The following is a 24,757-nucleotide window of genomic DNA, read 5'->3' as shown; positions in this document are numbered from 1 at the left end:
TTCAGATTCGGCCGGAACGGCGGCAGAGGCGCCACCTTCCGCGAATTTTGCCTGGATGCTCACCGCCACCTAAAACCTCCGAGGATTTCTATCGGCTTCAGTGTAGACGCGGCAAACGATGCAATCCGCTTCTCTTTCTTGTGACCAGATATAATGATATTCGATAGCTCATGGAACTATCGCAGCTACGCACCCTGATCCATGTCGCCGAGTTGGGCAGCCTCAGCAAAGCCGCCGACCGCCTGCACATCGCGCAGCCCGCGCTCAGCCGGCAGGTGCGGATGCTGGAGGAGGAACTGGGCTTTGCGCTGTTCGTGCGCCACGGGCGCGGCATGGTGCTGTCCGAGCAGGGGCAGGACGTGCTGAAGCATGCGGTTCGCGTGATGGCCGAGATCGACGAGATCCGCGCCACCGCAAAGCCCGCGGATGCACCGCTCACCGGCGAGGTCGCCATCGGCCTGCCGCCCACGGTTGCCGACATCATCTCCGTGCCGCTGGCGGCCACCTTCGGCAAGGCCCATCCGCAGGCGAAGCTGCGGCTGGTCAGCGCCTATACCGGCTACCTGCTCGACTGGCTGCACCGGGGCGAGGTGAACCTTGCCGTGCTCTACGACCCGCGCACGGCGCGCTCCCTGCGCTCGCGCCCGCTGCTGCTGGAAAACCTGTTCCTCATCGGCCCCCAGGATGCCGGCTTCTCGCCAGTGCGGGCGGCGCCCTTCGCCTCCTTGGCCGGCAGGCGGCTGCTGCTGCCCAGCGTCAAGCACGGATTGAGGATCATCGTGGAGCGTTGCGCGGCGGAGGCCGGCATTGCGCTCGATGTCGGCATCGAGGCGGATTCCTATGCAGCGCTGAAGGATCTGGTGCGCCACGGCCATGGCTGGACCATCCTGCCGCTTGCCCCCATCCATGCCGATATCGGCGAGGGCGACCTCACGGCCGCGCCGCTGATCGACCCGGTGCCGATGCGCCGCCTCGTGCTGGCCTATCCCTCGGACCGGCCTGCCTCGCGGCTGGCGCGCTTCGCCGACCAGGCCATACAGGACATCGTCAGAGATCGCGTCGAGCGCGGGGTGTGGGCCGGACAGTTGCTCGGGCCCGCATCCTAAGCAATCGAATTTGGCTATATCTACCTGCGCGAGCCTCGCGCCTACCCTCGTCAGGAAGCCGCGACTGCGCGGTGATACGGCGCGGCAGACGGCGGCAGCGCCGGCTTGCCGAGGATACGGTCGGTGATCTTCTCGGCCATCATCATGATCGCGGCGCTCAGATTGGCCGTGACGATCCTCGGCATGATCGAGCCGTCGACGACGCGCATGCGCCGCACGGCCTTGACCCGCCCTTCCCCGTCGACCACCGCCTCGTCGTCCACGCCCATGCGGCATGTGCCCGAGGGATGAAAGGACGTGCCCAGATTGGCCCGCACGAACCGCTCCAGTTCGGCGTCGGTTCCGGCATCCGCGCCGGGGGCCAGTTCCTCGCCGCGGAACTTGTCCCAGGCCGGCTGGCGGATCATGTCGCGCGCCATTTTCACGCCGTCGACGAGATCCTGGAGGTCCTGCCGGGATTCCAGGTGGTTGAAGACGATGGAGGGCGCTGCCGAGGGATCGGCCGAGCGCAGCGTGACGGCGCCCCGGCTTTCCGGCCGCGACAGGTCCATCCAGAACTGGAAGCCGGGAATGGCGACCAGCCTGCCATTCCTGAGCTGGCGCGTCAGCGGCAGGAACTCGAACTGCATGTTGGGGAATCCGACATCGGGGCGCGTGCGCAGGAAGGCGCCCGCCTCGAAGAAATTGCTGGTGCCCAGCCCCTTTCTCCGCAAGGCCCAGTCGGCCGCCAGCCGCACCTGCCCGAGCATGTTCAATTCCGAAACCAGCGAATCTTCGTAATTGGTCGCATATTGAAGATTCACGCCGGGATGGTTTTCCAGATTGCGGCCGACCCCCGGCGCATGGGCCTTCAATTCGATGCCGTGCGCGCGCAGGTCGTCGGCGTTGCCCACGCCGGATAGCATCAGAAGTTGCGGGCTGTTGAAGGCGCCCGCGCACAGGATGACCTCGCGCTCGCAGGCAACCGTGCGCCGCTCGCCCTTATGCCGCATCTCGATGCCGACAGCGGCACCGTTTTCGATGACCACCCTGTCGACCCGCGCATGGGTGAGAACCTCGAGGTTCTCCCTGCGCGCCGCCGGATGAAGATAGCCCCGCGCCGAACTCCAGCGCAGGCCGTCATGCACGAAGGCCTGCGCGATGTGCAGACCTTCCTGCCTGTAGCCGTTGTGATCGGGCGCGACCTCGAAGCCGGCCTGCTCGCCGCCGCGCAGGAAGGTGTCGTAGAGCTTGTGCGCGGCGCGGCAACGGCTGATGAACATCGGCCCCTCGCCGCCGCGCCACTCGTCCGCGCCTTCGGCGAAGGTTTCCATCCGGCGGAAATAGGGCAGGCATTGCGCATAGCCCCACTCGGTCAGGCCCTGCTCGGCCCAGCCGTCGAAATCCAGCGCATTGCCGCGGTTGAAGATCATCGCATTGATGGAGGAGGTGCCGCCGACGACGCGGCCGCGCTTCTCGTCGATCGTGCGGCCGCCCAGATGGGGCTCGGGGCCGGATTCGTAGCCCCAGCCCAGCTTCCTGCTCTGATAGGTGAAGGGCAGCGCCGCCGGCATGGCGATGACCGGGCTGCGGTCGGAGCCGCCCGCCTCGACCAGCAGTACCCGGATCGACGGGTCTTCGCTGAGCCTTGTCGCGACGATGCATCCCGCCGATCCGGCCCCGACGACGATGTAGTCAAAACGCATCTTCGCAGACTCCCCGGGGAAGGCACCGACAATCGCGACGCAGGCATCGCGTATTGGATACTATTTTATTTTATCGTATAAAGTCATGTCAAACTCAAACTGGCGCCTGCAAGCCTGGCGCCCATACTCCGGGTCAACCGAAGGGAAGGAGAAAAAATGCCTTGGATCAGAGTGGACCTTTCCGAGGGTCGCAGCGTGGAGCAGAAGCAGAAGACGGCCCAGGCCATCACCGACGCGCTGGTGGAATTCTGCAACTGCTCGCCCGAATCGGTGAGCATCATCTTCAACGACGTCAGTTCGGATGATTGGGCCTTCGGCGGCACCCTGCTTTCGCAGCGGGCGAAGAAGGGCTAAGCACGCAATGGCGGCCGACGGGACCGGACTCTTGACAATCATATACGATATTTCACAATTGCATAATCGTTAGCCGCATTCATGATCGCGGGGTCGTCCATGGCACCCAAGCAAGCTGAAGTCCGCAAACCCGCGCCCGAACTCGTGAGGGACGGGCTACGCGCGTCCATCCTGGCCGGCGAGTTCGAGGCCGGCCATCAGTTGCGGCAGGACGAGGTGGCCGAGCAGTTCGGCACCAGCCGCATCCCGGTTCGCGAGGCATTGCGCCAGTTGGAAAGCGAGGGGCTCGTCGTCTTCCACGCCAACAAGGGCGCCGTGGTCAAGGGCCTGTCTCTGGAAGACGTCCTCGAAATGCTGGACATCCGCATCGCGCTCGAGACCAGGGCGCTGAAGCTGGCCATCCCCAACATGGCGATAGAGGACCTCGACGCCGCGCAGGAAATCCTCGACCGCTATGACGCGGCCTCCGAGCCGGACGCCTGGGGAGAGATGAACTGGAACTTCCACTGGACGCTCTATGCGCCCTGCAACAGGCAGAAGCTTCTCGCCATGATCGAGGCGAATTACGGCCACGTCAACCGCTTCACGCGCCGGCAGGTCTCGCGCGCGGCCGGCAAGGCCAGGCCGCAGAAAGAGCACCACGAACTGCTCGAACTGTGCCGGCAAGGCAAGATCGAGCAGGCCGTCGAGCTGCTGGAGCGGCATATCGAGCAGACCCAGAAATCCTTGCAGGCCAGCGGCCGCCACGTCGAAGCAGCACGGTAGACATGCCACCGCCACGGCCTTCGGGGACCGTGGCGGCGCCATGCTTTCCTGCCGAAGCTCTCAGATGATGCCCTGTTCCGGCAACGGCACGCCGTCGACAAGGCGCTGCCAGCCGAATCGCGTCAGGTCGATGGTCTCGTAGCGGCCCTTCAGCATCAGTTCGGCCATGGCGCGCCCGCATCCCGGCGCATGCATGAGCCCATGGCCGGAGAACCCGGCCAGCATATGGAAGTTGCCGAGCCCATCGGCTCCCGGCCCGATGATGACGTTGCCGTCAAAGTCGTTCTGGTCGTAGAGGCCGGGTAGCGTGTTCTTGCATTTCGTCTTCTCGAATTGCGGGAAGCGATGCGCCAGCGCCGGCCACACGACATTTTCGAAATAGTCGTGGTCCACGTCGAAATTGTAGCCGCGCGGCTCCTCCAGCGTCGGCACGCCGCCGGAATAGCCCTGGCCCTCCGGCCGGAAGGCCAGCCGTTCCGGGTCCTTGAGGTAGGGCAGCGGCTCGATCGGTTCCTCCGCTTCGAAATAGTGCTCGAAACGGCGCAGCGGCTCGATCGGCACCCTTATGCCGAGCATGGCGCAAATGTCCTTTGCCCAGGCGCCGGCGGCATTGACGAAATGCTCGGCCTCGACCCGCGCGCCGGATTTCAGCGTGGCGGCGGTGACGGCGCTGCCGCGGCGCTCCAGCCCGGAAACCTCGTCGACCAGATAATCCACGCCCATCGACCGCGCCTTCTTGCGGAAGCCCATCAGCACGCTGTGCGGGTCCAGCCAGCCGTCGTCGGGAGAGTGGACGGCGGCGCCGAGATCCTGCACGTTCATGGAGGGGAACTTGTGCTTCAGTTCGTCGGGTTCCAGCCAGGCGACGTTGCATCCCAGCCTCTGCTCGGTCTCGAAATTGCGTTTCAGCATGTCGCGGGCGGACGGCGGCACGATGAACAGATAGCCGTTCTTCCTGAACCCGATCTCGGCCCTGGCGCCGTCGACGGCCATCGTTTCGGGAAAGGTTTCGAAAAACGGGATGCTGAAGTTCGACAATTCGATGTTCTCTGGCAGCGAGAACAGCCGCCGAACGCCGCCGGAAGCCCTCGGCGTGGAGGCCCGGCCATAGGTCGGGTCGCGCTCCACGACGGTCACCTGAGTGCCGGGCGATTGCAGCTTCACGAAATAGGCAACTGCCGAACCGATCGCGCCGCCGCCGATGATCAAAATGTCGGTCTTCACGTCATCTCCTGTAGATTCACTGCAATTTTCGGGCGCAACACACGGGTTTCATTCGCGCTTCACTTTCGTACGCGCTTTGTCGATGCGCTCGGCCACGGCATCCAGCGCGGCAGTCAGCGCCCGCAGGCCGCCGTCCTGCCGGAAGCGTTCGTAAAGCTGGTCGTTCAGGCCGCCGACGGTGGTGTGGCCGATGCGCAGATCCTCGAAGCTCTTGTCCGAAGCCGCCACCGCGCTGCCCGCCAGGCCATGGAAGAAGGGCGCGAGATAAGCCTTTGCCTTGTCATAGGGCACGCCGGCCGTGCCGAGCCATTGCGCGCATGTCTCAGCAAAGCCGAAATAGGCGCCCATCAGCCCCCCGGCGACGGCGAAGGCGTCGAACTCGTCGATCGTCTCGCAATCGATCACGGTGCCCAGGGCCGCGAAAATCCGGTCCAGCACATCCGATCGGGGGTAGACGACGGTCACGCCGGCAAGATCGGCCACGAAGGGCAAGGGAACCGCCCTGGCAATTTCGACTTCCGCGCCGATCCATTCTCTCAGCGTCGGGATCGGGACGGTCGCGATCAGGCTTGCCACGACGGTGCCGGGCGCGAAATCCAGGGCACGCACGACCTCTTCCGCCACTTGCGGACGCACGGCCAGGAAGACGACGTCGCAGCCGCCGACGACCTCCTGGTTGTTGCTGGCCACATCTACCAGCGGCGACAGCGCGGCAAGCCTGCCGGCCGTGGCCTCCGAACGCGGCGAAACGACGATGCCGTCCACCGGGATGCCGGCTTGCAGCAGGCCGGTGACGATCGCTTCGGTGATGACGCCGGTGCCGACGAATCCGATTTTCATGGCCGCGCCTCCTGCCGGCTGCGCCGCATCACAGCACGCCGCGGCTCTGCAGGCCGGCCAGTTCCGCCATGAGCGCCGGATCGCGATAGCGGTCCAGGCTCAACATCCTTGCGTAGGAAACCGGCTGGCCACCCATGATCCAATCCGCGCAGATCGACCCCGTGGCACAGGCGGCCATGGTGCCAAAGCCGGACAGCGCGCCCGCCACGAACACGCCCGGCGTCGCCATCGGCCCGATCAGCGGCCAGTTCTCCCCGGTCATGGTGTAGTAGCCGCCATAGTGATGAGCGCCGCGCGGCAGGCGGCCGAGATAGGCCCGCAGCGCGGGTTGCAGGCGGCCGGCGGCGCGCAGCACGATGTCGGGGAAATGGTCGTCCGCCGGTTCCGGGCCATGCGGGTCGCCGGCGCACTCGTTGAAGGCCCAGCCGAGTTTGACCCATTTGCCGCCTTCCGCACCGTCCGGGCGGCAGTGGATACCGCCGGCGATGAATTGCGTCAGCCGCGCGGTGGCAGGGTCCTCGGCAAGGATGGCGCGCTCCTCGTCGGTCCAGTCCAGTTCCTGGCCGTCGAGGTCGATCGTGAAGGGCAGGTTCCGGGGCACCGCGCCCTCATGATCCTCGAAGGCGACCTTCTGTTGGTAGACGCAGGAAACCGGAAGGTCCTCGCCCAGCAGCCTGGCCACATCCTTGAGAAACGGGCCTGCGGCATTCACCACGCGTTCGGCGCGGAGCCGGACGGTTTCGTCCCCGCTCGCGATGGAGAGCGCGAACGGCCCTGCCCTCTCGGCGCCGACGACCTCGCCGCGGATCAGCCGGCCGCCGGCCGATCGGACGGCCTCGAGCATGAACTGGCCGAGTTGCTGGCCGCTGATGGAGCCGGCGCGGCGAATGTGGAGCACGGTCGCCACGTCCCGGGCATAGGCCGGGAAAGTCTTGCGGATCAGTTCCTGGCTGCACAGCACGTCCACCCCTTCGGGTGCATCTTCCCAGGCGGCCGACACGGCCGGCCGGTAGGCAGCGTGCGAGCTGCCGCTGTCGTGAATGCGAATGAACCTTTCCCCCTGCCCGGCATAGCCACGGTAAAGATCCTCGACGAGATCGGCAGGGTCGCTCCTGCGCGTCACCAGCGCATAGCCGCGGCGCGTCATGTTGATGCGGTTGCCGCTCTCGCGCGCGATCTCCTCCATGAGCCGGATGCTGTCGTCGGTATAGGCCGTCATCACCGGATGCGGCCACCAGTTGCGGTAGTTCTCACCCGATTGCGCCGAGGTGAGGCTCATGGGATCGCGCGGATCGATCAGCGCGATGCGCGAGACGTCGTATTTCCTGACGAGATAGTAGGCGACGGCGAGGCCGATATTGCCGGCACCGATCACCGCGACCTCGACATGATCCCCACTCGCGCTCATCTCGTCCTCCTTGCCGGCACGGCCGCCACCGAGCCGCTGCCAGCCTATCATATGCGAAATCTTTTGATTGCATATTATCTATCATCAGATTTATACAACATACCGTAGACTCCACAATCCGGAAAATGCCGCCCTGCCCAGGCACGAACGCAGCCGGCAGGACGGGTCGCGCAATAGTGGGACGGCAGCCGATGTACAGCGAAAAGCTCGAGCTTCTGATCGACGGAGCATGGACCGCGGGCAGCGCCGGCGACAGCCTGCCGCTGATCAATCCGGCCACGGAAGAGCAGATCGGCACCGTGCCCTGCGCCTCCGTACGGGACCTCGACCGCGCGCTCGATGCGGCGGGGCGCACGTTCCGAAGCTGGAAGAAGACGACCGCCGCCTTTCGCTGGGAGGTGCTGAGCCGGGCGGCCGGCCTCATCGAAGCTCGCAAGCCTGAAATCGCACGCACGCTGACGCTGGAAAACGGCAAGTCGCTGCGGGAAGCCGAAGGCGAACTGCAATTCTGCGCCGACGCCACGCGCTGGTATGCCGAGGAAGGCAAGCGGGCCTATGGCCGCGTGATTCCCGCCCGCAGTCCCGATATACGGCAGATGGCGCTGAAGGAGCCGGTCGGGCCGGCGCTCGGCTTCGCCGCCTGGAACTTCCCGGCCGGCAACGTCACGCTGAAAATCGCCGCCGCGCTGGCGGCCGGCTGCACCATCATCGTCAAGCCGAGCGACGAAACGCCCGGCACGGCGGTGGCCATCGGCCGCTGCTTCCAGGATGCGGGCGTGCCGCCCGGCGCGCTGGCCATCGTGTTCGGGCCCCCGGCGCCGATCTCGGAACACCTGATCGCCTCGAAGATACCGAAGAAAGTCTCCCTGACCGGATCGACCCCGGTCGGCAAGCTGCTTCAAAGGCTTGCCTCTGAAACGCTCAAGCGATGCACGATGGAACTGGGCGGGCATGCGCCGGCAATCGTGTTCGAAGACGCCGATCTCGACCGCACGATGGATGTGCTGGCGGCGGCTAAATATCGCAATGCCGGGCAGGTGTGCACCTCTCCGACCCGCTTCTACGTGCACGAGGCTGTCTACGAGGCCTTCATCGCCGGCTTCGTCGAGCGCAGCAGGAAGGTCGTAGTCGGCAACGGCCTCGACGAGGGCGTGCAGATGGGGCCGCTCATCACCGAGCGGCGGCTCGGCATCATGGACGGCTTCGTGCAGGACGCCGTCGCCAAGGGCGCATCCGTGGTTCTCGGCGGCGAGCGGCTGGACAGGACGGGCTATTTCTATGCGCCCACCGTGCTGCGCGACGTTCCCGACGACGCGCGCGCCATGAACGAGGAGCCTTTCGGCCCGATCACGCAGATCACGCCGTTCCGGTCGTTCGACGAGGTGATCGAGCGGGCGAATTCCCTGCCCTACGGCCTGGCGTCCTACATTTTCACCCGCAGCGGGTCGGTTGCAGCCACGGCAAGCGACGCCATCGAATCCGGCGTGGTCGGCATCAACCATACGGCCGTGCACGAAGCCGAAACCCCGTTCGGCGGCGTCAATGAGTCCGGCTACGGCGCAGAAAGCGGCATCGAAGGGCTGGATGCCTATCTGCGGACCAAGATGGTCACCGACAAGCGGATCTGATCGCCAACGGCGTCGAAAGCAAGCAACCGCCCCGGTCGGGGCGGTTGTACGTCAGATGACGATTGCGATTGGGTTTGGGAAAGTGACGGCCCGATCAGCCGCAGAACCAACTGGCGCAGCAGCTTTCGCCGATCATGTGGACCGGCGGCGGCATCGGACCGATTTCCGGCGGACCGATCTCCAGGCTGCGGTCGCGGGCACGCTCCAGCAGCACGCGCACCTCGTCCGGTTGCACGCCGTCGCTGGCCATCACGAGCCTGATCACCGGGTCGCTCAGCAGTTCGTCCAGTTTTGGCGTGTTCTCGATCATATCTCGCCTCCTCGCAGCGAACCTACCCGCCCGGGTAGGCTCTAGATAGGACGCCAATCATGGCCCGCCAATGATGCTTCGGCGGCTATCTTGCGGCATTTGTCGTTTTTTTTAATCGCCTCTGCCGCCAGCATGCACCCGACAGGCCGGCGCTGGCCCGATCGTTTCCGGTTGACGCTGGCCGGGCGGCCCGGTGAAATGCCTCGCAGGTCGAATGGAAAAATTCATGTCCCAGCAAGCCATAGCCGCCCCGCCCGCCGAGCCCGAGCGCCCGGCCTCGCACCTGTTCTACGTCACGCGCCTGCGCCGCCCGCTGGTGGACCGCGCGGACGGAATCTATTTCTGGACAAGGGACGGCCGCCGCTTCATCGACGGCTCCAGCGGGCCGATGGTTTCCAATATCGGCCACGGCAACCGCAACGTCATCGAGGCGATGCGGCGGCAGATGGACAAGACCACTTTCGCCTACCGCCTGCATTTCGAGAACGAGCCGGCAGAGGAACTGGCGCGGCGGCTGGCGGGCAAGATGCCGGGCGACGTGGACGGCATCTTCTTCGTCTCCGGCGGGTCCGAGGCGGTGGAATCGGCCATCAAGCTGGCGCGGCAATGGGCCGTGGCCATCGGCCAGCCGAAACGCTGGAAGGTCATCTGCCGCTTTCCGTCCTATCACGGCGGCACCATCGGCGCGCTCGGCGTGACCGGCGACCTGGCGCTGACGGAGACCTTCGCGCCGCAGACAACGGCCATGCCTGCCGTGCCCGCGCCGACCGCCTATCGCGACCGCGACAACCTGACGATGGAGCAGCGCGGCATCCGCTATGCCGACATGCTCGAGGAAAAAATCCTCGCCGAAGGACCGGACAGCGTCGTCGCCTTCATCATGGAGCCGATCGGCGGCGCTGCCACCGCCGCGCTGGTGCCGCCCGACAGCTATTTTGCCCGTATCCGCGAGATCTGCGACAAATACGGCATCCTGCTCATCCACGACGAGGTGATGAGCGGGGCGGCACGCACCGGAAAATATCTCGGCGGCGACCATTGGAACTGCCGGCCCGACATCATCACCATGTCCAAGGGCATCGGCTCCGGCTATGCCCCGCTCGGCGCCATGGCGGCCTCGCGCCGCGTCATCCGGCCGGTGCTCGACATGGGCGGCTTCCAGCACGGCTACACCTATGCCGGCAACCCGCTGGCCTGCGCGGCCGGCCTTGCGGTGCTGGATGAAATGGAGCGGTTGGGCTGCGAGGAAAATGCGGCTGCCATGGGCGAGTTGCTGATCCGCGAACTGGCCGGGTTGGCGAAACGCTTTCCCTTTATCGCCGGCGTGCGCGGCAAGGGCCTGCTGATCGGCGCCGACATGGTGGCCGATCCGGGGACTTTCCAGCCGCTGCCCAAGGATAAAAACGCCAACCAGCGCCTGCTCGACCTTGCCTACGAGCGCGGGCTGATCATCTATTCGCGCCGCATCCGCGGCGACGGCATGGAACTGGACAATTTCATCCTCGCCCCGCCGCTGATCATCACGCGCGAACAGATCGGCGAGATGGTGGGCATTCTCGGCGATTCGCTGGAGGCGCTGGCCGCCGAACTCGACCTGCCGGTCGACCGCTGAAAGGGGCAAGGGATGGCAGCACGCAAGGTCATCATCACCTGCGCGGTCACCGGCTCGGTGCATACGCCGTCCATGTCGCCGCACCTGCCGGTGACGCCGGACCAGATCGCGGCCGAAGCGGTCGCCGCGGCCGAAGCCGGGGCTTCGATCCTGCATCTGCACGCGCGTGACCCGGCCAACGGACGCCCCACCGCCGACGCCGAGGTGTTCATGCGCTTCCTGCCGCGCATAAAGCAGGCGACCGACGCGGTGGTCAACATCACCACCGGCGGCTCCTCGCTGATGACGCTGGACGAGCGGCTGGCCGCACCGCTGAAGGCGCAGCCGGAAATGTGCTCGCTCAACATGGGCTCGATGAACTTTGGACTGTTTCCCATTCTCGATCGCCCGCGCGAATGGCGGCACGAATGGGAACCGCAGCTCCTGGAGGCAACGCGCCACACCATTTTCAAGAATACTTTCGCGGACATGGAGTTCATTCTTGACAAGCTGGGCAAGGGTTGCGGCACTCGCTTCGAGTTCGAATGCTACGATGTCGGCCATCTCTACTCGCTGGCGCATTTCCGCGACCGCGGGCTTGTCGAGGGGCCGTTCTTCATCCAGTTCGTTCTGGGCATATTGGGCGGTATCGGCGCCGACCCGGAAAACCTGGTCCACATGAAGCGCATCGCCGACAAGCTGTTCGGCGACGACTACCGCTTCTCGGTGCTGGCCGCCGGCCGCCACCAGATGCCGCTGGTCTCCATTGCCGCCGCCATGGGCGGCAATGTGCGGGTGGGGCTGGAAGACAGCCTCTATGACGGCCGGACTTTGGCGAAATCCAATGCCGATCAGGTGCGGCGCATCCGGAGCATTCTCGAAGGGCTGTCGCTGGAGGCGGCGAGCCCGGCCAAGGCGCGCGAGATGCTGGCGCTGAAGGGCGCCGACAAGGTGGCGTTTTGACGGTTCCGAAACTCGCCATCCGCCCCGGCAGGATCGAGGATGCCGATGACATCCACGCCGCCCTGCTGGGCATAGGCGAGGCCGTGGGCGAGACCCACAAGATCGCTTCCACAGCCGACGACATCCGCCGCTTCGGCTTCGGCGAGCGGCCCGCCTTTGCCACGCTGGTCGCGGAAATCAATTCCGAATTCGCCGGCATGTGCCTGTATTTCCCGATCTTTTCGAGCTGGATGGGCCGTCCCGGCGTCTATATCCAGGATCTGTTCGTCGCTGAGCGTTTTCGCGGGCTGAAAGTGGGCGAGAAGCTGCTGCGCGAGGTGGCGCGGCTTACCCGGGACGCGGGCGGCGTCTATCTGCGGCTGGCCGTGGACACGGACAATGTGAAGGCGCAGGCCTTCTACGAGCGGCTCGGCATCGCCCGCTCGCGCAACGAGCAGGTCCACAAGATCCTCGGCGATGCGTTTTTCGCGTTCGCCGAAAACGACGATCATCCGGAGGACAGATGAAAGCCTTCTACGCCGACGAGCAGAAACGCCACGACCCCAAAGCCTTCCTGTCCAGCGGCGCGCAGAAACCCAACCCGGAGCAGCCGGAGCGCGCGGAGCGGTTGCTGGCCGGCGCAAGGGCGGCAGGCTGCACTATCGCACGGCCGAAAAATCATGGGCTTGGCCCGGTGGCAGCGGTGCATACGCCGGAATATCTCGATTTCCTCGAGCACATTTTTGTCCGCTGGCAGCGCATCGATGGTGCCTCCGAAGAAGTGATCCCCAACATTCACCCCATCGCGCGCGACGGCGCCTATCCGGCCTCCGCCGTCGGCCAGGCGGGCTACCACATGGCAGACACAGCCTGCCCCATTTCGGCGGAAACCTGGGACAGCGCGCTGTGGAGCGCCTGGAGCGCGGTGGAAGCTGCCGAAACCGTGCTGTCCGGCGCCCCCGCCGCCTATGCGCTGTGCCGTCCGCCCGGCCACCACGCCTTCGCCGATGTGGCCGGCGGCTTCTGTTTCATCAACAATTCGGCGGTGGCCGCGCAGGTGCTGCGCAGATCGGCGGCGCGGGTGGCGATCCTGGATGTCGACCTGCACCACGGCAACGGCACGCAAGGAATTTTCTACGCGCGGCCGGACGTGCTGACCGTCTCGCTGCATGCTGATCCGGTGCGGTTCTATCCGTTCTTCTGGGGCCATGCCGACGAGCGAGGCGAAGGGCCCGGCCTCGGCTACAATCTCAACCTGCCCTTGCCGCGCAAGTCCGGCGACGAGGCATTCATGGGGGCGCTGGAGGCCGCGTTCCGGCGCATCCGCTCCTTCGCGCCCGACGCGCTGGTGGTGGCGCTGGGGCTGGATGCCTTCGAAGGCGACCCGTTCGGAGGGCTTTCGGTGACGACGCCCGGCTTCTCGCGCATCGGCGAGGCGATCGCGGGGCTGAATCTGCCCACGACCATCGTGCAGGAAGGCGGCTATCTGTGCGACGCGCTCGGCGACAATCTCACCGCTTTCCTGACCGGGTTCGGCGGGGCGGCGGCCTGACCGCGCGGGATCAGCGCCGCGCTGCGGCCAGCGCCTTTCGGCGCGCGTCGTCGATCAGCATGTTGGCCACCTGCATGCGGATCATGGCGCGCTGCCGCAGGTGCGGCGCGACGCGGTCGGGATGGTTGGAGAAGGCGAAGCTGCGGCGCAGCCTGCCGAAATCCGCCGCCTTCTCGACCTTGTTCAGGCCAAGCTCGGCAGCGATCGATTCGGGATCGATGGGCGGCAGCTTCTCTTCCGGCGCGGGCTGCTCCTGCTGAAGCGTCGCCTTGGCGTCGGCAAACAGGGCCGCGAATTCGTCGGCAAGATCGCTGCCGACGGCGCGATATTCGGCGTTGAAGACTTCACCCGAGACCTTGATGCGCCCCGAATGCAGTTCGTCGGCCACCGACAGATAGTCGAAGGGAATGGATGGCCGTGCCGCGCTTTCCACCGGCCCCTCCGGCATGCCGGAGGCGGTGAAAAGATCGTCGAGCAGCGAAGCAAAATCCTGCTTGGCCCCGATACCGATGTTCGCCTCCCTGGCTCGACTATCCCGGCCGACGATAGGTTTCGCCTCGTTAAAAATGCATGTGCACCTTTCGGCGCAATTTAGAGGCCCGGGCAATTTAGCGGCTGACGCCATCGAGGCCAAGAGCATCGATTCGTTTTTCCATGAACCAACGCCGCGCCTGCCGCTGCCCGAAATGACCGACAAAATGCCGCATGCCGGTCATGTCGATGTTGCACTGCACAATCGTCATATTCTGTCTATATAAACGGCGCAGGGAGGACCAACAGGAGCCTGGCCCCATGGGGTTCTTCACCGAGCTTTTCTCCCGCCCGCGTCCGACCGAGCAGGCGCGCTACCGCGCGGCTCTCGCGCTGCTTCATTCCATGAGCAACGCCGACCGTTCCGACATCGGCGTCAAGCCGGCCGATTTCCCGCGCATCGCCCGGGAAATGTCGCAGCGCTGAGCCTGTAAGCCGGCGCCACCGCAGCGCCGCATTCTGCGGTAGGCTTTACGGGCCGAACGGAGATTCGCGATGAAAAGCCTGCCTGCCGCCGCGATCGCCTCGCTTGTCGTCGCCGCCGCGCTTTCGCAGGCGGCGGCCGCCGAGGCGCCCTATGTCGACGACCGCTCCGACGCGGCTTCCGTGATCCGCTCGCTCTACAGCGCCATCAATCGCCACGAATATGCCCGCGCCTGGGACTATTACGGCGAAGCCAAGCCCGCCAAGGACTTCGACGCCTTCGTCAAGGGATATGAGGACACCGAAAAGGTCGAGGTCGAGACCGGCCAGGCTTCTGAAGAAGGGGCCGCGGGCAGCGTCTATTTCAGCCTTCCCGTTGCGATCCGCGCCACCGCCAGGGACGGCTCGGCAAAGGTCTTTGCCGGTTGCTATACGCTGCGGCAGGTGAACGCGCAGGTCCAGGAACCGCCCTTCAACCCGATCCATATCGAAAAGGGCGAGTTGAAGCCTTCCAGTGCCGATCTGGCCGATGCGCCGCCCGAAAGCTGCGGCGATGGCCCGGCGCCGCCGCGCCGGGATGCCGCTCTGGAGCAGGCCAAGGCGGCCTTTGCAGCTACCTACGCCTCGCGATGCGACGAGCAGACGCCGGACGGAGCTCCCGTCGGGACGCCCGAGACCCGCATCCTGCGCTATCACACGGCCGATGCCGCCGAGAACGAGCCGGAACGCGAGGTCAGGCTGTTCCGCTTCTTCTGTGCGATGTCCACCTATAACGAGACCGCGGCCTACTACGTCCATGACGACGAGGGCATGCGCCAACTGCAATTTGCCGTGCCCGAACTGGACATCCACTACGAGAACGGCGACAGTCAGGGCAAGGTCGAAGCGATCAGCATCATCGGCTTCCAGACCACGGACCTGCTGGTCAATTCCGGCTATGACGAGGCTGCCCACAGCATCGTCACGCACGACAAGTGGCGCGGCGCCGGCGATGCGTCGTCGTCGGGCATCTACCTGTTCCGCAACGGGAAATTCAGCCTTGTGCAATATGATGTCGACGCCTCCTACGACGGCGAGGTCAATCCGCAGACGGTGCTGGACTACAACACGGCGCCCTGAACGCGGCCCGCTTGTTCAGCGCGCAAGCGACAGCATCCAGTTCAGCGTCTCGCGCCAGTCGGCCATGCGGATGGGCGTGCCGTGGGTGCCGGTCTCGAAGCGCGCGAAGCGTGCAGGATAGCCGGGCGACTTCGACAGGATCGAGCGGAAGAAGGCTTCCTGGTTCTGCACCGGAAACACCGGGTCCTTGCTGCCCTGGGCAAAGAAGATGGGGACCTTGCGCCTGAAGGCGGGGCTGGTGAAAAAGCTCTCGTCCCAGAGCGAACCGAGCAGCAGCAGCCCGTCCATGCGGGCGCCGGTGTCCTTGCGGGCCGCCAGCTTCCAGCACAGCGCGCCGCCCATCGAACCGCAGGCGACGAAGATTTTCGCGCCGGGCGAAGCCTCGGCGTAGTGGTCGATCAGGGCGGCCACCTGGGCGGCGCCGCGGTCGCCGAAATCGGGAAAATCCGGAGAGAGATAAAGCCCGCCATTATCCGCCATCAGGTTCTTGATGCGGTTGAAGTTGCCGCCGAAGGTGAAATCGTCGACGCCCTGCCGGCGCGAGCCGCCCTGCCCGTGCAGGTAGAGCGTGATGACGGATGCGCCTTTGGTGTTGCCCACGGCAATGTAGCGCACCGCGCCGGCCTCGCTCTCCAGCGTAAGGTCCTGCTGCGCCTTGCGCACGCCGAGCGCGGTGTACTGGCTGCGCACCCGGCGCTCCGGCACCTCGTCGCGCTGGTTGATGTCGCGAAGCTCGCGATAGTCGAACACACGGTAGAGGTCGCCCTTTTCGGAAGACAGCAGTGCCGGATAGGCGAAGAGATCGTCCTTGAAGGGCTTCAGCGTCAGCGGCTGGGCGGCAGCCATGCCGGCGGCCAGAAGTGCGGCCAGAGCCGGCGGCACGGCGCGGGTGAAGAATCTGGAAAGGCGCAACGGCAAACCCCGCAGCATGGACATGGCTGTCCTTGCCGCCCCGACATGCCGCTTGTCAACGTGTCAGTCCTGCAGCACGCCGCCGGCCGCCGCCAGTGCCTTGGGGGTGTCGACGTCCACCGCCGCACCGGCGCCGATCTCCACGTCGATGACGTCGAGCCCGCCGGTCTCGATCAGATGGCGGGCGCCGGTGTCGCCCTCCAGATGCGAGATGGCGGGAAAGAGCGCGCGCGGCAGCAGCACCGGGTTGCCGCGCTTGCCCTGGTGAGAAGCGCGCACGACCGCGGCGCCGCCGGCCTTGCGGAAGGCGTCCATCAGGCGGTCGAGGTCTTCGCCGGAAACGCCCGGCATGTCGCCCAGCACGATCAGCGCGCCGGCGGCATCGTGCGGCAGCGCCGCCACGCCCACCTTGAGCGAGGTGGAGAGGCCGTCGGCGAAATCGGGATTTTCCACAAACCGCAGGGCAAGCCCCGAAAGGGCCTCACGCACCCGCTCCTGCTGGTGGCCGGTCACGACCACCGTGCCGGCAACCTTCGAGGCCAGCACGCGCTCGGTCGCGCGCCGCACCAGCGGCTTGCCGTCGAACAGCGCCATCAGCTTGTTCGGCCCGCCCATGCGGCTCGACCGGCCGGCTGCCAGCAGCACCGCATGCACCTTGAGTTCCTGTTCCTTTGCTTCCGGCGGGGCATTGGCGCCTGCCTTGACGGCGGGTGCCTCGCGCGGCTGCGGCCGGGTGGGGATTTCCATCAGGAGCCCGCCGACCCCCATGCCGGCGATGTCCTCCCGGGTCACCGCAATGCCGGCCATCAGCCGGTCCAGCACCCAGTCGAAGCCGTTGAGCCTGGGACTGCGGGCGCAGCCGGGCGCGCCGAGGACCGGCTTGCCCTGCCGCTCGCCCAGCACGAACAGATTGCCCGGATCGACCGGCATGCCGGAGCGATAGACGACGCCGCCAGAAGCGTGGATCGCGGCCGGAATGACGTCCTCGTCCGGGTCGCTCATGGCGGACGCGCCGAACACAAGCACCATGTCGCTCTCGCCCGCCAGATCGACGATGGCCTGCGCCACCTCCGGCGCGGCATGCGGGGTGCGGATCTCGCCCGAGATCGTGCTGCCGGTGCGGCCGATGCGCTCCTCGGTGACGCGCAGCGTCTTGTCGAGGACGCTGGTCTTGATGGAGGGCAGCACGGTCTGCACCACGCCCACCTTCAGCGGGGTGTAGGGGTTCATGCGGAACGCCTCACGTCCGCGGGCGAGCGCGATCGCCCTCTGCAGCATGTCCTCCGGCACGGCAAAGGGAATGATCTTGATGGTGGCCACCATCTGGCCTTCCACCATCGGTGCGAAGGCCGGCATGGTGGCAATGGTGATGTCGGGGTCCACAAGATTGATGGAATCGATCAGTTGCTTGTCGACGGTGAAGATGCCGGAGACGGTCGCATGAAGATTGACCCGGCCGGTGGCGGGCGGGCGCGCCTCGATGCCGGCGAAGCCGAGGGCGCCCGCAAGGCGTCCGGCGGCCTCGTTCTCATCCACATCGTCGGTAGCGAGCACCGCCACCACCACCTCGGCAAGGCCGGCGGCGCGGAAGGCGGCGATGTCGTCGGCGCCCAGGCGGGTTGCCTTGCGCAGGCGCCGGTCGCCGACCACGGTGGAATGGGCGAGGATGGCGCCCTCGGCCTCGTCGAGCGGAACCGGGCCGAATCTCATGCCACCTTCTCCTTCGCCTCCAGCCCGCGCGAGCGGAAGGCGCCGATCACCTGCCCCAGCACAGCGACCGCGATCTCGGCCGGGCTCGCCGCGCCGATCTCCAGCCCGATCGGCGCATGGATGCGCGCGATCTGCTCCGGCCGGGCGCCAAGCGCCAGCAGGCGCTCCACGCGCTTTGCATGTGTCTTGCGGCTGCCGAGCGCGCCGACATAGAAGCAATCCGCGTCGAGCGCCGCCTTCAGCGCGAAATCATCCACCTTGGGGTCATGCGTCACGGCGGCAAGCGCCGTGTAGCCGTCCAGCGGCTGGCGCTTCAGCACGTCCTCAGGCCATTCCGCATGGAGCGGCGCGTCGGGAAAACGGTCCTTCGTGGCGAAGGCCGTGCGCGGGTCGATGATCTCCACCGGATAGCCGGCGATCCTGGCCATCGGCGCCAGCGCCTGGCTGATATGGACGGCGCCTATCACCACGAGGCGCGGATGCGGCAGATGCGCGTTGAGGAAATAGGTCCGGCCTTCCGCCTCGACCGAGCCGGAGCGCCCGGTACGGAAGGCGCCGGCGATCGCGCCGCCCAACTCGCCGGCAATCGCCTCGCCTTCGTGCACGAGGCGGGCGCTGCCGTCGCCCAGATCCGTCACCAGCACCGCCGCGCGGCGGTCGCGGCGGTCGGCGTTCAATTCCTTGAGAAGCTGCAGGTCCATGATCGCCCCTTTAAAACTGCGTCAGGGCGCGGCGATTTGCAGTTCGCCCTCGCGCAATTCGGTCACCCCAGACGTTCGACGTAGACCTTGATGCGCCCGCCGCAGGAAAGTCCCACGCGCCAGGCGGTCTCGTCGGCGACGCCGAATTCCAGCATCCTCGCCTTGCCGCCTTCGATCACCTCCAACGCTTCGGTGACGACGGCGCCTTCCACGCAACCGCCGGAGACGGAGCCGTGGAAATTGCCTTCCGCATCGATGACCAGATGGCTGCCCGCCGGGCGCGGCGCCGAGCCCCAGGTCTCGACCACCGTGGCGATGGCGACGTCCCGCCCCTTCTCCTTCCATCCTTCGGCGATGATGAGAGGGTCGCGAACCTCGTCCAGATCGGTGTTGTGTTCCATGATCTTTCCTCCACCCACCCGATAGATAGCTATGCCGCGGCCCGGATGCCACCCTGCATCCAGCGGCGGGGGTCCACTTCGCGGCCGGCGCGCCCGTCCAGCGAAGCGCACAGATCGGCAAGCGCTTCCAGATTGTGCACCGGGCGGAATTCGTCGACATGCGGCAGCATGGCCCTGACGCCGCGCGCACGCGCCTCGAAGCCGTCGAAACGCAGCAGCGGGTTGAGCCAGATCAGCCGCCGGCAGGACTTGCGCAGGCGCTCCATCTCCCGCGCAAGCTCGCCCGCGTCGTCGCGCTCAAGCCCGTCGGTGATGAGCAGCACCACGGCCCCCTGCCCCAGAACGCGGCGCGACCACAGCCGGTTGAACTCGGCCAGCGCATCGCCGATGCGCGTGCCGCCCGACCAGTCCCGCACCGCCGACGAGCAGTCGGCCAGCGCCTGGTCCGGATCGCGGTTGCGCAACTGGCGGGTGAGGTTGGTCAGCCGCGTGCCGAAGACGAAGGCGTGGGTGCGCCGGCGCTTTTCGCTGAGCGCATGCAGGAAGTGGAGGAAGATGCGGCTGTACTGGCTCATCGAGCCGGAAATGTCGGCCAGAACCACCAGCGGCGGATGCAGCTGGCGCGGCGAACGGAATTTCGGCAGGATCAGCCCGCCGCCGGCACGCGCGGCATGCCGCATCATGGCGCGCGGATCGATGCGGGCACCGCGCGGGTCTGGCCGGAAACGGCGCGTGGCCACCAGATCGAAGGGCAGGCGCAGGTCGGAGATCGCCCGGCGCGCCTCGGCAAGCTCGGCCGCGCTCATCTGCGCGAAATCCTTGGCGCGCAGCACCTCGTCGCCGGAAACGGTGAAGCGGGCGTCGACCTCGACCTCGGGAATCTCGCGTGGCGGCCGATCCTTCTGCCGGCCCTCCAGCAGCGCCTCGCCCACGCGGCTTTCGGCGGCACGCGGCTTCTGCTTTTCGCGCCTGTCGGGCGCCACCGGCGAGAACATGGCCAGCATCTTCTCGATCAGCTCGCGCGATTTCCAGAACAGGCGGAACGCCTCGTCGAAAGTGGCGTGGTCCTCGTGGCGCGTGACCAGCACGCAATGCAGCGTCCAGTAGAAATCGTCCCTGCTGCCGATGCCGGCGGCCAGCACCGCCTCGATGGCGTCCTTCACCGAAGCCGGCCCCACCCGCATGCCGGCCTTGCGCAGCGCGCGCGCGAAATAGACGATGTTGTCGGCGATGCGGCCGTCCTGCTCGTTTCTACTATGTGCTGTCCGTTTCATCGCAGCCAGACATCGCTTGTCAGGCAGAGAGCGGCATCAGCTTGAACACGCGGGCTTCGCGCGCGGCCGCCGAAATGTCGCCCCGCTTGAGCGCGGAGCGGACGCGATCGAGTTTCATCGCGTCGTCCTTGGAAATGTAGGGGCCCCAGGCGTCATCGTCGGGGATGAGTTCGATTTCGACCTCTGCGGCATATTCATTCGCGTGAACGAAGCGAACGGCTTTGCGGTTCATCTCGGCTTCCTCTTCAGGAAATCCTCGTTCCAGCGATCCGGATCCGGCCGGTATGCGGTTATGAGGGTTGCGATGTCGGGAGCGTTGCGCGCGATGCCCCACAAGACATGAACAGGGCTTCCATCAATTGCCGCCTGGAGCACAAGTATACACGGTCCTTTGTGATAATCTCCATACTCCTCGACGCCAATCGCAAAGGGCAGGCCTTCCAGCAATTCCGTGAACGTGATGTCGTCGTTTGCAAGCTCCTCCAGGCCATGTGCGGAAACACGAACCTTCCCGGCCTCGGCCAGTTCGAGAATCCGCGCCAGTAGCGCTCCCATCACTCCGCCGCAGCCGCAAGCTCGGCCTTGACCTCGCCGAGGATGCGGCCGCCCTCGCCCTCGCCGATGCGGGCGATGTCGTCCTGGTATTTCAAAAGCACGCCGATCGTGTCCGAAATGGTCTCGGGATCGAGCGCCAGCTTGTCCAGTTCGGTCAGGGCGCCTGCCCAGTCGATGGTCTCGGCCACGCCCGGCGCCTTGAACAGGTCGATCTGGCGCAGCTTCTGGATGAAGGCGACCACCTCGGCCGAAAGCCGGCTGTTGGCCTGCGGCACCTTGCGCCGCACGATCTCCAGTTCGCGCGCGGCGTCGGGATAGTCCACCCAATGGTAGAGGCAGCGGCGCTTCAGCGCGTCGTGGATCTCTCGCGTGCGGTTAGTGGTTATGATGACGATGGGCGGCTCCTCCGCCTTGATGGTGCCGAGTTCCGGCACCGTCACCTGGAAGTCGGACAAAATTTCCAGCAGAAACGCCTCGAACGCCTCGTCGGTGCGGTCGAGTTCGTCGATCAGGAACACCGGGGCCGCGCCCGGCTTGCCGGTCAGCGCGTCCAGCACCGGGCGGCGGATCAGGTATTTCTCGGAAAAGACGTTGCGCTCCATGGCGGAGCGGTCGACCTTGCCGGCCGCCTCCTCCATGCGGATCTCGATCATCTGGGCTGCGTAGTTCCACTCGTAGACGGCGGAGGAGACGTCCAGCCCCTCGTAGCATTGCAGGCGGATCAGGCGACGGCCGAGTGCTGCGGCCAGCACCTTGGCGATCTCGGTCTTGCCGACGCCGGCCTCGCCTTCAAGGAAAAGCGGGCGCTGCATGCGCAGCGACAAAAACAGCACCGTGGCCAGCGAGCGATCCGCCACATAGTCCGCCCCCGTCAGCAGTTCGAGCGTTTCGTCGATGCTGCGCGGAGCGGGGCGCGGTTTCAGCCCGGTCATTGCGTCTCCTGGGTCCCGCGGGCCCGCTCACAGGACGTGGTAGGCACGGTCATGATAGATCAGCGGTTTCAGGTTATCGCCGATGCGCAGGCCTGTCACCTTGCCAAAAAGCACACGATGGGTGGCCAGATCCTTGGTGTCGATCAGCTCGCAATCGAACACGGCCAGCGCGTTGGCAAGGGTCGGGGCGCCGGTCGAGATGGTGTCCCAGCGACCGAGCGCGAAGCGCTCGTCGGACGAAAGGCCGGTCTGGCCGGAAAAGCCGGCCGCGAGCGCCTGCTGGTGGGAGGAAAGCGTATTGAGCGCAAAATTGCCGTTCTTCAGAAAAGGCTCGTTCTTGGGATTTTGCCGGTTGAGGCAGACCAGGATCGTCGGCGGCGTGTCGGATACCGAGCATGCCGCGATAACCGTGGCGCCACGCCGGCCGGCCGGACCGTCGGTGGTCACAACATGCACATGGCCGGCGAAATGCGCCATTGCATCGCGATAGGCCTGGGGCTCGACGTCGTTCTTCTTCAGCACAATGAACTTCCCAATGGATCCACCGCTATATATGGCCGCATATCCTGCCCCACAATAAGGCCACACGGAACCGGACCGTTGGCGAAGTGCCTGAAAGGCACGCAAGAATTCGGCTGTTGCGCCGGAAACGACCACGCTTTAGGTCTTGGACGGCAACCGCGCCGCAGGAGGATCTTTTCGCGCAGATGCGAATCACCGCCGCATTCCTCGCCGCCCTTGCGGCGCTGCATCTTCCAGCCGGGGGCGCGGCCGCGCAGGCGTTCGCCGTGGGCGTCGCCGCGCCGCTGTCGGGCCCCTCGGCGCCGCTCGGACGGCAGGTCGCGGCGGGCGCCAGGGTGGCGGCGGATGCCGCAGGCATACGGCTGGTGACGGCGGACGACACTTGCAGCGCGGACGGCGGCGCGCAGGCGGCCCGGCAGTTCGCCGCTCAGAAGGTCGATATGGTCGTCGGCTTCCTGTGCACCGAGGCGATCGAGGCGGCGCTGCCTGTGCTGAAGGACGCCGGCATACCAACGATAACGGTCGGCGTGCGCACCGACAGCCTGACCGACCGGCGCGAAAAGACCGGCTGGCCGGTCTTCCGGCTGGCGCCGCGCGAGGACAGCGAGCGCAGCGCCATCGCGGCGATGCTGGTCAAGGCCTGGCGCGGCAACCTGTTCGCCATCATCGACGACGGGACCATCTACGGCCGCGAACTGGCCGAAAGCTTCCGCGCGGCGGCCGAGCAGGCGGCGCTGAAGCCGGTGTTCACCGACACCTACCGCCCCGAGCTGGACAACCAGATTGGCCTGATCGGCCGCCTGAAGAAGGCGGGCGCCACGCATGTCTTCGTGGGTGGCGACGGGCAGGACCTCGCCATCATGGAGCGCGACGCGCAAAAGCTCGATGCGGGCATGGTCTTTGCCGGCGGCGAGGCCCTGCGTACACCGCCCGGCACGGTGCCCTATGCCGCCGGCACATTGATGATCGCACCGCCGGAATGGGCCGACGGGGCCGACCCGCGGGCGCTGGATGCCTTCGCCACGGCACGGGTGCGGCCGGAAGGCTATGCGCTGCCCGCCTATGCCGCCGTGGAAATCGCACGGGCAGCCTTGTCTGCCGCCGAAACATCCGGCAAGCCGCTGGCACTGGTGCTGGCCGGCCAGGATTTCATGACGGCGATCGGCCCGATCCGCTTCGACGCCAAGGGCGACCTTGCGCACAATCCCTACCGCATGTTCCGCTATGACGGGGCGCGGTTCATTCCGATGGAAGGCGAATGATGTTCCGCACCGGCCCCAAAAACCTCATCACCGACGTTGCAGGCCTGAAGGTCGGCAATGCCGACGACGCCAAGCTGAAGTCAGGCGTTACGGTGGTTGTCTGCGAAGAGCCGGCAGTGGCGTCCGTGCAGGTCCTCGGCGGTGCGCCGGGCACACGCGAAACCGACCTTCTGGAGCCGCATAATTCGGTCGAAGGCATCAATGCCGTGGTGCTGGGCGGCGGCTCGGCCTTCGGCCTCGACGCGGCGTCCGGCGTACAGGCGGCCCTGCGCGAGCGCGGCGTCGGCTTCGAGGTGCGCGGCCAGTATATTCCGATCGTTCCGGCCGCCATCCTGTTCGACCTCCTCAATGGCGGGGACAAGGACTGGGGCCGCTATCCGCCCTACCGCGAACTCGGCTATGCGGCGGTCGAGGCGGCTGCCGCCGATTTCGCCCTGGGCACGGCCGGCGCCGGCGCCGGCGCCACCACCGCGGTGTGGAAGGGCGGGCTCGGTTCGGCCTCCACACGCCTGCCCAGCGGCATCACGCTCGGCGCGCTGGTCGCCGTCAACCCGGTCGGATCGGCAACGGTCGCCGACACGCGCCACTTCTGGGCGGCGCCCTTCGAGATCGGCGACGAGTTCGGCGGCCTCGGCCTGCCCAACCCGATGCCCGCCGAGGCAAGCGGGCTGCGGCTCAAGTTCCGCGAGGCCAAGGCCGGCGCCAACACCACCATTGCCGTGATCGCCACCGACGCGGTGCTGACCAAGGCCGCGGCCAAGCGGCTGGCCATCTCCGCCCATGACGGCTTCGCCCGCGCCATCTGGCCGGCGCACACGCCGATGGACGGGGATCTCGTCTTCGCGCTGGCGACGGGAAGGAGCGGAATCGCTCCTTCGCCCGACGAGGCGATCGACCTCTTTGCCGCGGCCGGCGCCACCATGGCGCGCGCCATCAGCCGCGGCGTCTTCGCCGCGACGCCCGCCCCGGGCGACCTCGTGCCGACCTGGGCGTCGCAAAAGGGGTGAACG

Annotated in this window: 28 protein-coding genes; 13 read left to right on the top strand and 15 right to left on the bottom strand. The window is 66.4% G+C overall.

What is annotated here, in order from left to right:
* The first annotated feature begins 170 nt into the window (after positions 1–170).
* Positions 171–1,106 carry a LysR family transcriptional regulator gene (locus ACTDI4_RS10975; protein WP_442841170.1) on the top strand — a complete coding sequence of 312 codons (936 nt, stop codon included), beginning with the start codon at positions 171–173 and terminating at the stop codon, positions 1,104–1,106.
* Positions 1,107–1,156: 50 nt separating this feature from the next.
* On the opposite strand, the gene ACTDI4_RS10970 is transcribed toward ACTDI4_RS10975, so the two are convergent.
* The gene (locus tag ACTDI4_RS10970) at positions 1,157–2,791 is read right to left on the bottom strand and encodes a choline dehydrogenase (RefSeq protein ID WP_442841169.1); all 1,635 of its coding nucleotides are present in this window, start codon (positions 2,789–2,791) and stop codon (positions 1,157–1,159) included.
* 156 nt (positions 2,792–2,947) lie between these two features.
* Between ACTDI4_RS10970 and ACTDI4_RS10965 the strand changes: the two genes are divergently transcribed.
* The gene (locus ACTDI4_RS10965; RefSeq protein WP_442841168.1) at positions 2,948–3,145 is read left to right on the top strand and encodes a tautomerase family protein; all 198 of its coding nucleotides are present in this window, start codon (positions 2,948–2,950) and stop codon (positions 3,143–3,145) included.
* 99 nt (positions 3,146–3,244) lie between these two features.
* Positions 3,245–3,910 (top strand): GntR family transcriptional regulator, encoded by a 666-nt coding sequence (locus ACTDI4_RS10960; RefSeq protein ID WP_442841167.1) that lies wholly within the window; start codon positions 3,245–3,247, stop codon positions 3,908–3,910.
* 60 nt (positions 3,911–3,970) lie between these two features.
* Here the strand turns inward: ACTDI4_RS10960 and ACTDI4_RS10955 are convergent, their stop codons facing one another.
* From ACTDI4_RS10955 to ACTDI4_RS10945, 3 genes are read right to left on the bottom strand one after another with little or no spacing between them, the layout of a single operon-like run.
* Positions 3,971–5,134: an NAD(P)/FAD-dependent oxidoreductase gene (locus ACTDI4_RS10955; RefSeq protein ID WP_442841166.1), complete on the bottom strand. Its 1,164-nt coding sequence runs from the start codon at positions 5,132–5,134 to the stop codon at positions 3,971–3,973.
* Between the two features lie 48 nt (positions 5,135–5,182).
* Positions 5,183–5,974 (bottom strand): pyrroline-5-carboxylate reductase, encoded by a 792-nt coding sequence (locus ACTDI4_RS10950; RefSeq protein WP_442841165.1) that lies wholly within the window; start codon positions 5,972–5,974, stop codon positions 5,183–5,185.
* 28 nt (positions 5,975–6,002) lie between these two features.
* Positions 6,003–7,433: an NAD(P)/FAD-dependent oxidoreductase gene (locus ACTDI4_RS10945; protein ID WP_442841164.1), complete on the bottom strand. Its 1,431-nt coding sequence runs from the start codon at positions 7,431–7,433 to the stop codon at positions 6,003–6,005.
* A gap of 140 nt (positions 7,434–7,573) precedes the next feature.
* Here ACTDI4_RS10945 and ACTDI4_RS10940 point away from each other — a divergent pair, with 140 nt between their 5' ends.
* Positions 7,574–9,010, top strand: a complete 1,437-nt coding sequence (locus tag ACTDI4_RS10940) for an NAD-dependent succinate-semialdehyde dehydrogenase (RefSeq protein WP_442841163.1) — start codon at positions 7,574–7,576, stop codon at positions 9,008–9,010.
* Positions 9,011–9,104: 94 nt separating this feature from the next.
* Here the strand turns inward: ACTDI4_RS10940 and ACTDI4_RS10935 are convergent, their stop codons facing one another.
* A complete protein-coding gene (locus ACTDI4_RS10935) occupies positions 9,105–9,320 on the bottom strand; it encodes a hypothetical protein (protein WP_442841162.1) in 216 nt (71 codons plus the stop codon).
* 226 nt (positions 9,321–9,546) lie between these two features.
* On the opposite strand from ACTDI4_RS10935, the gene ACTDI4_RS10930 reads away from it, so the two are divergent.
* The 4 genes from ACTDI4_RS10930 to ACTDI4_RS10915 are packed head-to-tail and all read left to right on the top strand — an operon-like array spanning position 9,547 to position 13,405.
* Complete coding sequence (locus ACTDI4_RS10930) at positions 9,547–10,932, top strand: aminotransferase family protein (protein ID WP_442841161.1); 1,386 nt, start codon at positions 9,547–9,549, stop codon at positions 10,930–10,932.
* Positions 10,933–10,944: 12 nt separating this feature from the next.
* Positions 10,945–11,874: a 3-keto-5-aminohexanoate cleavage protein gene (locus ACTDI4_RS10925; protein ID WP_442841160.1), complete on the top strand. Its 930-nt coding sequence runs from the start codon at positions 10,945–10,947 to the stop codon at positions 11,872–11,874.
* Positions 11,871–12,380, top strand: a complete 510-nt coding sequence (locus ACTDI4_RS10920; RefSeq protein WP_442841159.1) for a GNAT family N-acetyltransferase — start codon at positions 11,871–11,873, stop codon at positions 12,378–12,380. Before ACTDI4_RS10925 ends, ACTDI4_RS10920 begins: the two co-directional genes overlap by 4 nt.
* Positions 12,377–13,405 (top strand): histone deacetylase family protein, encoded by a 1,029-nt coding sequence (locus tag ACTDI4_RS10915; protein ID WP_442841158.1) that lies wholly within the window; start codon positions 12,377–12,379, stop codon positions 13,403–13,405. The genes ACTDI4_RS10920 and ACTDI4_RS10915 overlap by 4 nt, the downstream gene beginning before the upstream one ends.
* Positions 13,406–13,415: 10 nt before the next feature.
* Here the strand turns inward: ACTDI4_RS10915 and ACTDI4_RS10910 are convergent, their stop codons facing one another.
* The gene (locus tag ACTDI4_RS10910) at positions 13,416–13,883 is read right to left on the bottom strand and encodes a hypothetical protein (RefSeq protein ID WP_442843332.1); all 468 of its coding nucleotides are present in this window, start codon (positions 13,881–13,883) and stop codon (positions 13,416–13,418) included.
* On the opposite strand from ACTDI4_RS10910, the gene ACTDI4_RS10905 reads away from it, so the two are divergent.
* From ACTDI4_RS10905 to ACTDI4_RS10895, 3 genes are all read left to right on the top strand, one after another.
* Complete coding sequence (locus ACTDI4_RS10905) at positions 13,813–14,163, top strand: hypothetical protein (RefSeq protein ID WP_442843443.1); 351 nt, start codon at positions 13,813–13,815, stop codon at positions 14,161–14,163. The two genes, ACTDI4_RS10910 and ACTDI4_RS10905, sit on opposite strands and share 71 nt — an antisense overlap.
* A gap of 34 nt (positions 14,164–14,197) precedes the next feature.
* A complete protein-coding gene (locus ACTDI4_RS10900; protein ID WP_442841157.1) occupies positions 14,198–14,362 on the top strand; it encodes a hypothetical protein in 165 nt (54 codons plus the stop codon).
* A 69-nt stretch (positions 14,363–14,431) separates the two neighbouring features.
* Positions 14,432–15,478 (top strand): DUF1176 domain-containing protein, encoded by a 1,047-nt coding sequence (locus tag ACTDI4_RS10895; RefSeq protein WP_442841156.1) that lies wholly within the window; start codon positions 14,432–14,434, stop codon positions 15,476–15,478.
* A gap of 15 nt (positions 15,479–15,493) precedes the next feature.
* Here the strand turns inward: ACTDI4_RS10895 and ACTDI4_RS10890 are convergent, their stop codons facing one another.
* The 9 genes from ACTDI4_RS10890 to ACTDI4_RS10850 form a co-directional block, all read right to left on the bottom strand.
* Positions 15,494–16,324: an alpha/beta hydrolase gene (locus tag ACTDI4_RS10890; protein WP_442843331.1), complete on the bottom strand. Its 831-nt coding sequence runs from the start codon at positions 16,322–16,324 to the stop codon at positions 15,494–15,496.
* Between the two features lie 129 nt (positions 16,325–16,453).
* A complete protein-coding gene (locus ACTDI4_RS10885) occupies positions 16,454–18,100 on the bottom strand; it encodes an NTP transferase domain-containing protein (RefSeq protein WP_442841155.1) in 1,647 nt (548 codons plus the stop codon).
* Positions 18,097–18,801 carry an XdhC family protein gene (locus tag ACTDI4_RS10880; RefSeq protein WP_442841154.1) on the bottom strand — a complete coding sequence of 235 codons (705 nt, stop codon included), beginning with the start codon at positions 18,799–18,801 and terminating at the stop codon, positions 18,097–18,099. The genes ACTDI4_RS10885 and ACTDI4_RS10880 overlap by 4 nt, the downstream gene beginning before the upstream one ends.
* 62 nt (positions 18,802–18,863) lie before the next feature.
* Positions 18,864–19,202, bottom strand: coding sequence for an XdhC family protein (locus ACTDI4_RS10875; protein WP_442841153.1), 339 nt, complete (start codon positions 19,200–19,202; stop codon positions 18,864–18,866).
* A gap of 29 nt (positions 19,203–19,231) precedes the next feature.
* A complete protein-coding gene (locus ACTDI4_RS10870; protein ID WP_442841152.1) occupies positions 19,232–20,476 on the bottom strand; it encodes a vWA domain-containing protein in 1,245 nt (414 codons plus the stop codon).
* A gap of 19 nt (positions 20,477–20,495) precedes the next feature.
* On the bottom strand, positions 20,496–20,708 hold the full coding sequence (locus ACTDI4_RS10865; RefSeq protein ID WP_442841151.1) for a hypothetical protein: 213 nt from the start codon (positions 20,706–20,708) through the stop codon (positions 20,496–20,498).
* Positions 20,705–21,031, bottom strand: coding sequence for a DUF4258 domain-containing protein (locus ACTDI4_RS10860; protein ID WP_442841150.1), 327 nt, complete (start codon positions 21,029–21,031; stop codon positions 20,705–20,707). The genes ACTDI4_RS10865 and ACTDI4_RS10860 overlap by 4 nt, the downstream gene beginning before the upstream one ends.
* A complete protein-coding gene (locus ACTDI4_RS10855; protein WP_442841149.1) occupies positions 21,031–21,963 on the bottom strand; it encodes an AAA family ATPase in 933 nt (310 codons plus the stop codon). Before ACTDI4_RS10855 ends, ACTDI4_RS10860 begins: the two co-directional genes overlap by 1 nt.
* A gap of 27 nt (positions 21,964–21,990) precedes the next feature.
* The gene (locus ACTDI4_RS10850; RefSeq protein WP_442841148.1) at positions 21,991–22,485 is read right to left on the bottom strand and encodes a flavin reductase; all 495 of its coding nucleotides are present in this window, start codon (positions 22,483–22,485) and stop codon (positions 21,991–21,993) included.
* A 185-nt stretch (positions 22,486–22,670) separates the two neighbouring features.
* Between ACTDI4_RS10850 and ACTDI4_RS10845 the strand changes: the two genes are divergently transcribed.
* Positions 22,671–23,747, top strand: coding sequence for a branched-chain amino acid ABC transporter substrate-binding protein (locus ACTDI4_RS10845; RefSeq protein WP_442841147.1), 1,077 nt, complete (start codon positions 22,671–22,673; stop codon positions 23,745–23,747).
* Positions 23,747–24,754: a P1 family peptidase gene (locus ACTDI4_RS10840; RefSeq protein ID WP_442843330.1), complete on the top strand. Its 1,008-nt coding sequence runs from the start codon at positions 23,747–23,749 to the stop codon at positions 24,752–24,754. The genes ACTDI4_RS10845 and ACTDI4_RS10840 overlap by 1 nt, the downstream gene beginning before the upstream one ends.
* Positions 24,755–24,757: the final 3 nt, after the last annotated feature.

Origin of the sequence: Mesorhizobium sp. PUT5 (genome assembly GCF_052216645.1) — a bacterium.
Taxonomy (GTDB): Bacteria; Pseudomonadota; Alphaproteobacteria; order Rhizobiales; family Rhizobiaceae; genus Mesorhizobium.
This window is presented reverse-complemented; position numbering and strand designations above follow the sequence as displayed.

Coding starts and splice junctions, on each gene's coding strand:
- ACTDI4_RS10840 (WP_442843330.1), top strand. CDS start 23,747: ATGTTCCGCACCGGCCCCAAAAACCTCATCACCGACGTTGCAGGCCTG.
- ACTDI4_RS10885 (WP_442841155.1), bottom strand. CDS start 18,100: ATGAGATTCGGCCCGGTTCCGCTCGACGAGGCCGAGGGCGCCATCCTC.
- ACTDI4_RS10890 (WP_442843331.1), bottom strand. CDS start 16,324: ATGGCTGCCGCCCAGCCGCTGACGCTGAAGCCCTTCAAGGACGATCTC.
- ACTDI4_RS10845 (WP_442841147.1), top strand. CDS start 22,671: ATGCGAATCACCGCCGCATTCCTCGCCGCCCTTGCGGCGCTGCATCTT.
- ACTDI4_RS10965 (WP_442841168.1), top strand. CDS start 2,948: ATGCCTTGGATCAGAGTGGACCTTTCCGAGGGTCGCAGCGTGGAGCAG.
- ACTDI4_RS10855 (WP_442841149.1), bottom strand. CDS start 21,963: ATGACCGGGCTGAAACCGCGCCCCGCTCCGCGCAGCATCGACGAAACG.
- ACTDI4_RS10945 (WP_442841164.1), bottom strand. CDS start 7,433: ATGATAGGCTGGCAGCGGCTCGGTGGCGGCCGTGCCGGCAAGGAGGAC.
- ACTDI4_RS10935 (WP_442841162.1), bottom strand. CDS start 9,320: ATGATCGAGAACACGCCAAAACTGGACGAACTGCTGAGCGACCCGGTG.
- ACTDI4_RS10860 (WP_442841150.1), bottom strand. CDS start 21,031: ATGGGAGCGCTACTGGCGCGGATTCTCGAACTGGCCGAGGCCGGGAAG.
- ACTDI4_RS10865 (WP_442841151.1), bottom strand. CDS start 20,708: ATGAACCGCAAAGCCGTTCGCTTCGTTCACGCGAATGAATATGCCGCA.
- ACTDI4_RS10925 (WP_442841160.1), top strand. CDS start 10,945: ATGGCAGCACGCAAGGTCATCATCACCTGCGCGGTCACCGGCTCGGTG.
- ACTDI4_RS10875 (WP_442841153.1), bottom strand. CDS start 19,202: ATGGAACACAACACCGATCTGGACGAGGTTCGCGACCCTCTCATCATC.
- ACTDI4_RS10975 (WP_442841170.1), top strand. CDS start 171: ATGGAACTATCGCAGCTACGCACCCTGATCCATGTCGCCGAGTTGGGC.
- ACTDI4_RS10950 (WP_442841165.1), bottom strand. CDS start 5,974: ATGAAAATCGGATTCGTCGGCACCGGCGTCATCACCGAAGCGATCGTC.
- ACTDI4_RS10940 (WP_442841163.1), top strand. CDS start 7,574: ATGTACAGCGAAAAGCTCGAGCTTCTGATCGACGGAGCATGGACCGCG.
- ACTDI4_RS10895 (WP_442841156.1), top strand. CDS start 14,432: ATGAAAAGCCTGCCTGCCGCCGCGATCGCCTCGCTTGTCGTCGCCGCC.
- ACTDI4_RS10905 (WP_442843443.1), top strand. CDS start 13,813: ATGGATGGCCGTGCCGCGCTTTCCACCGGCCCCTCCGGCATGCCGGAG.
- ACTDI4_RS10960 (WP_442841167.1), top strand. CDS start 3,245: ATGGCACCCAAGCAAGCTGAAGTCCGCAAACCCGCGCCCGAACTCGTG.
- ACTDI4_RS10970 (WP_442841169.1), bottom strand. CDS start 2,791: ATGCGTTTTGACTACATCGTCGTCGGGGCCGGATCGGCGGGATGCATC.
- ACTDI4_RS10930 (WP_442841161.1), top strand. CDS start 9,547: ATGTCCCAGCAAGCCATAGCCGCCCCGCCCGCCGAGCCCGAGCGCCCG.
- ACTDI4_RS10900 (WP_442841157.1), top strand. CDS start 14,198: ATGGGGTTCTTCACCGAGCTTTTCTCCCGCCCGCGTCCGACCGAGCAG.
- ACTDI4_RS10870 (WP_442841152.1), bottom strand. CDS start 20,476: ATGAAACGGACAGCACATAGTAGAAACGAGCAGGACGGCCGCATCGCC.
- ACTDI4_RS10915 (WP_442841158.1), top strand. CDS start 12,377: ATGAAAGCCTTCTACGCCGACGAGCAGAAACGCCACGACCCCAAAGCC.
- ACTDI4_RS10880 (WP_442841154.1), bottom strand. CDS start 18,801: ATGGACCTGCAGCTTCTCAAGGAATTGAACGCCGACCGCCGCGACCGC.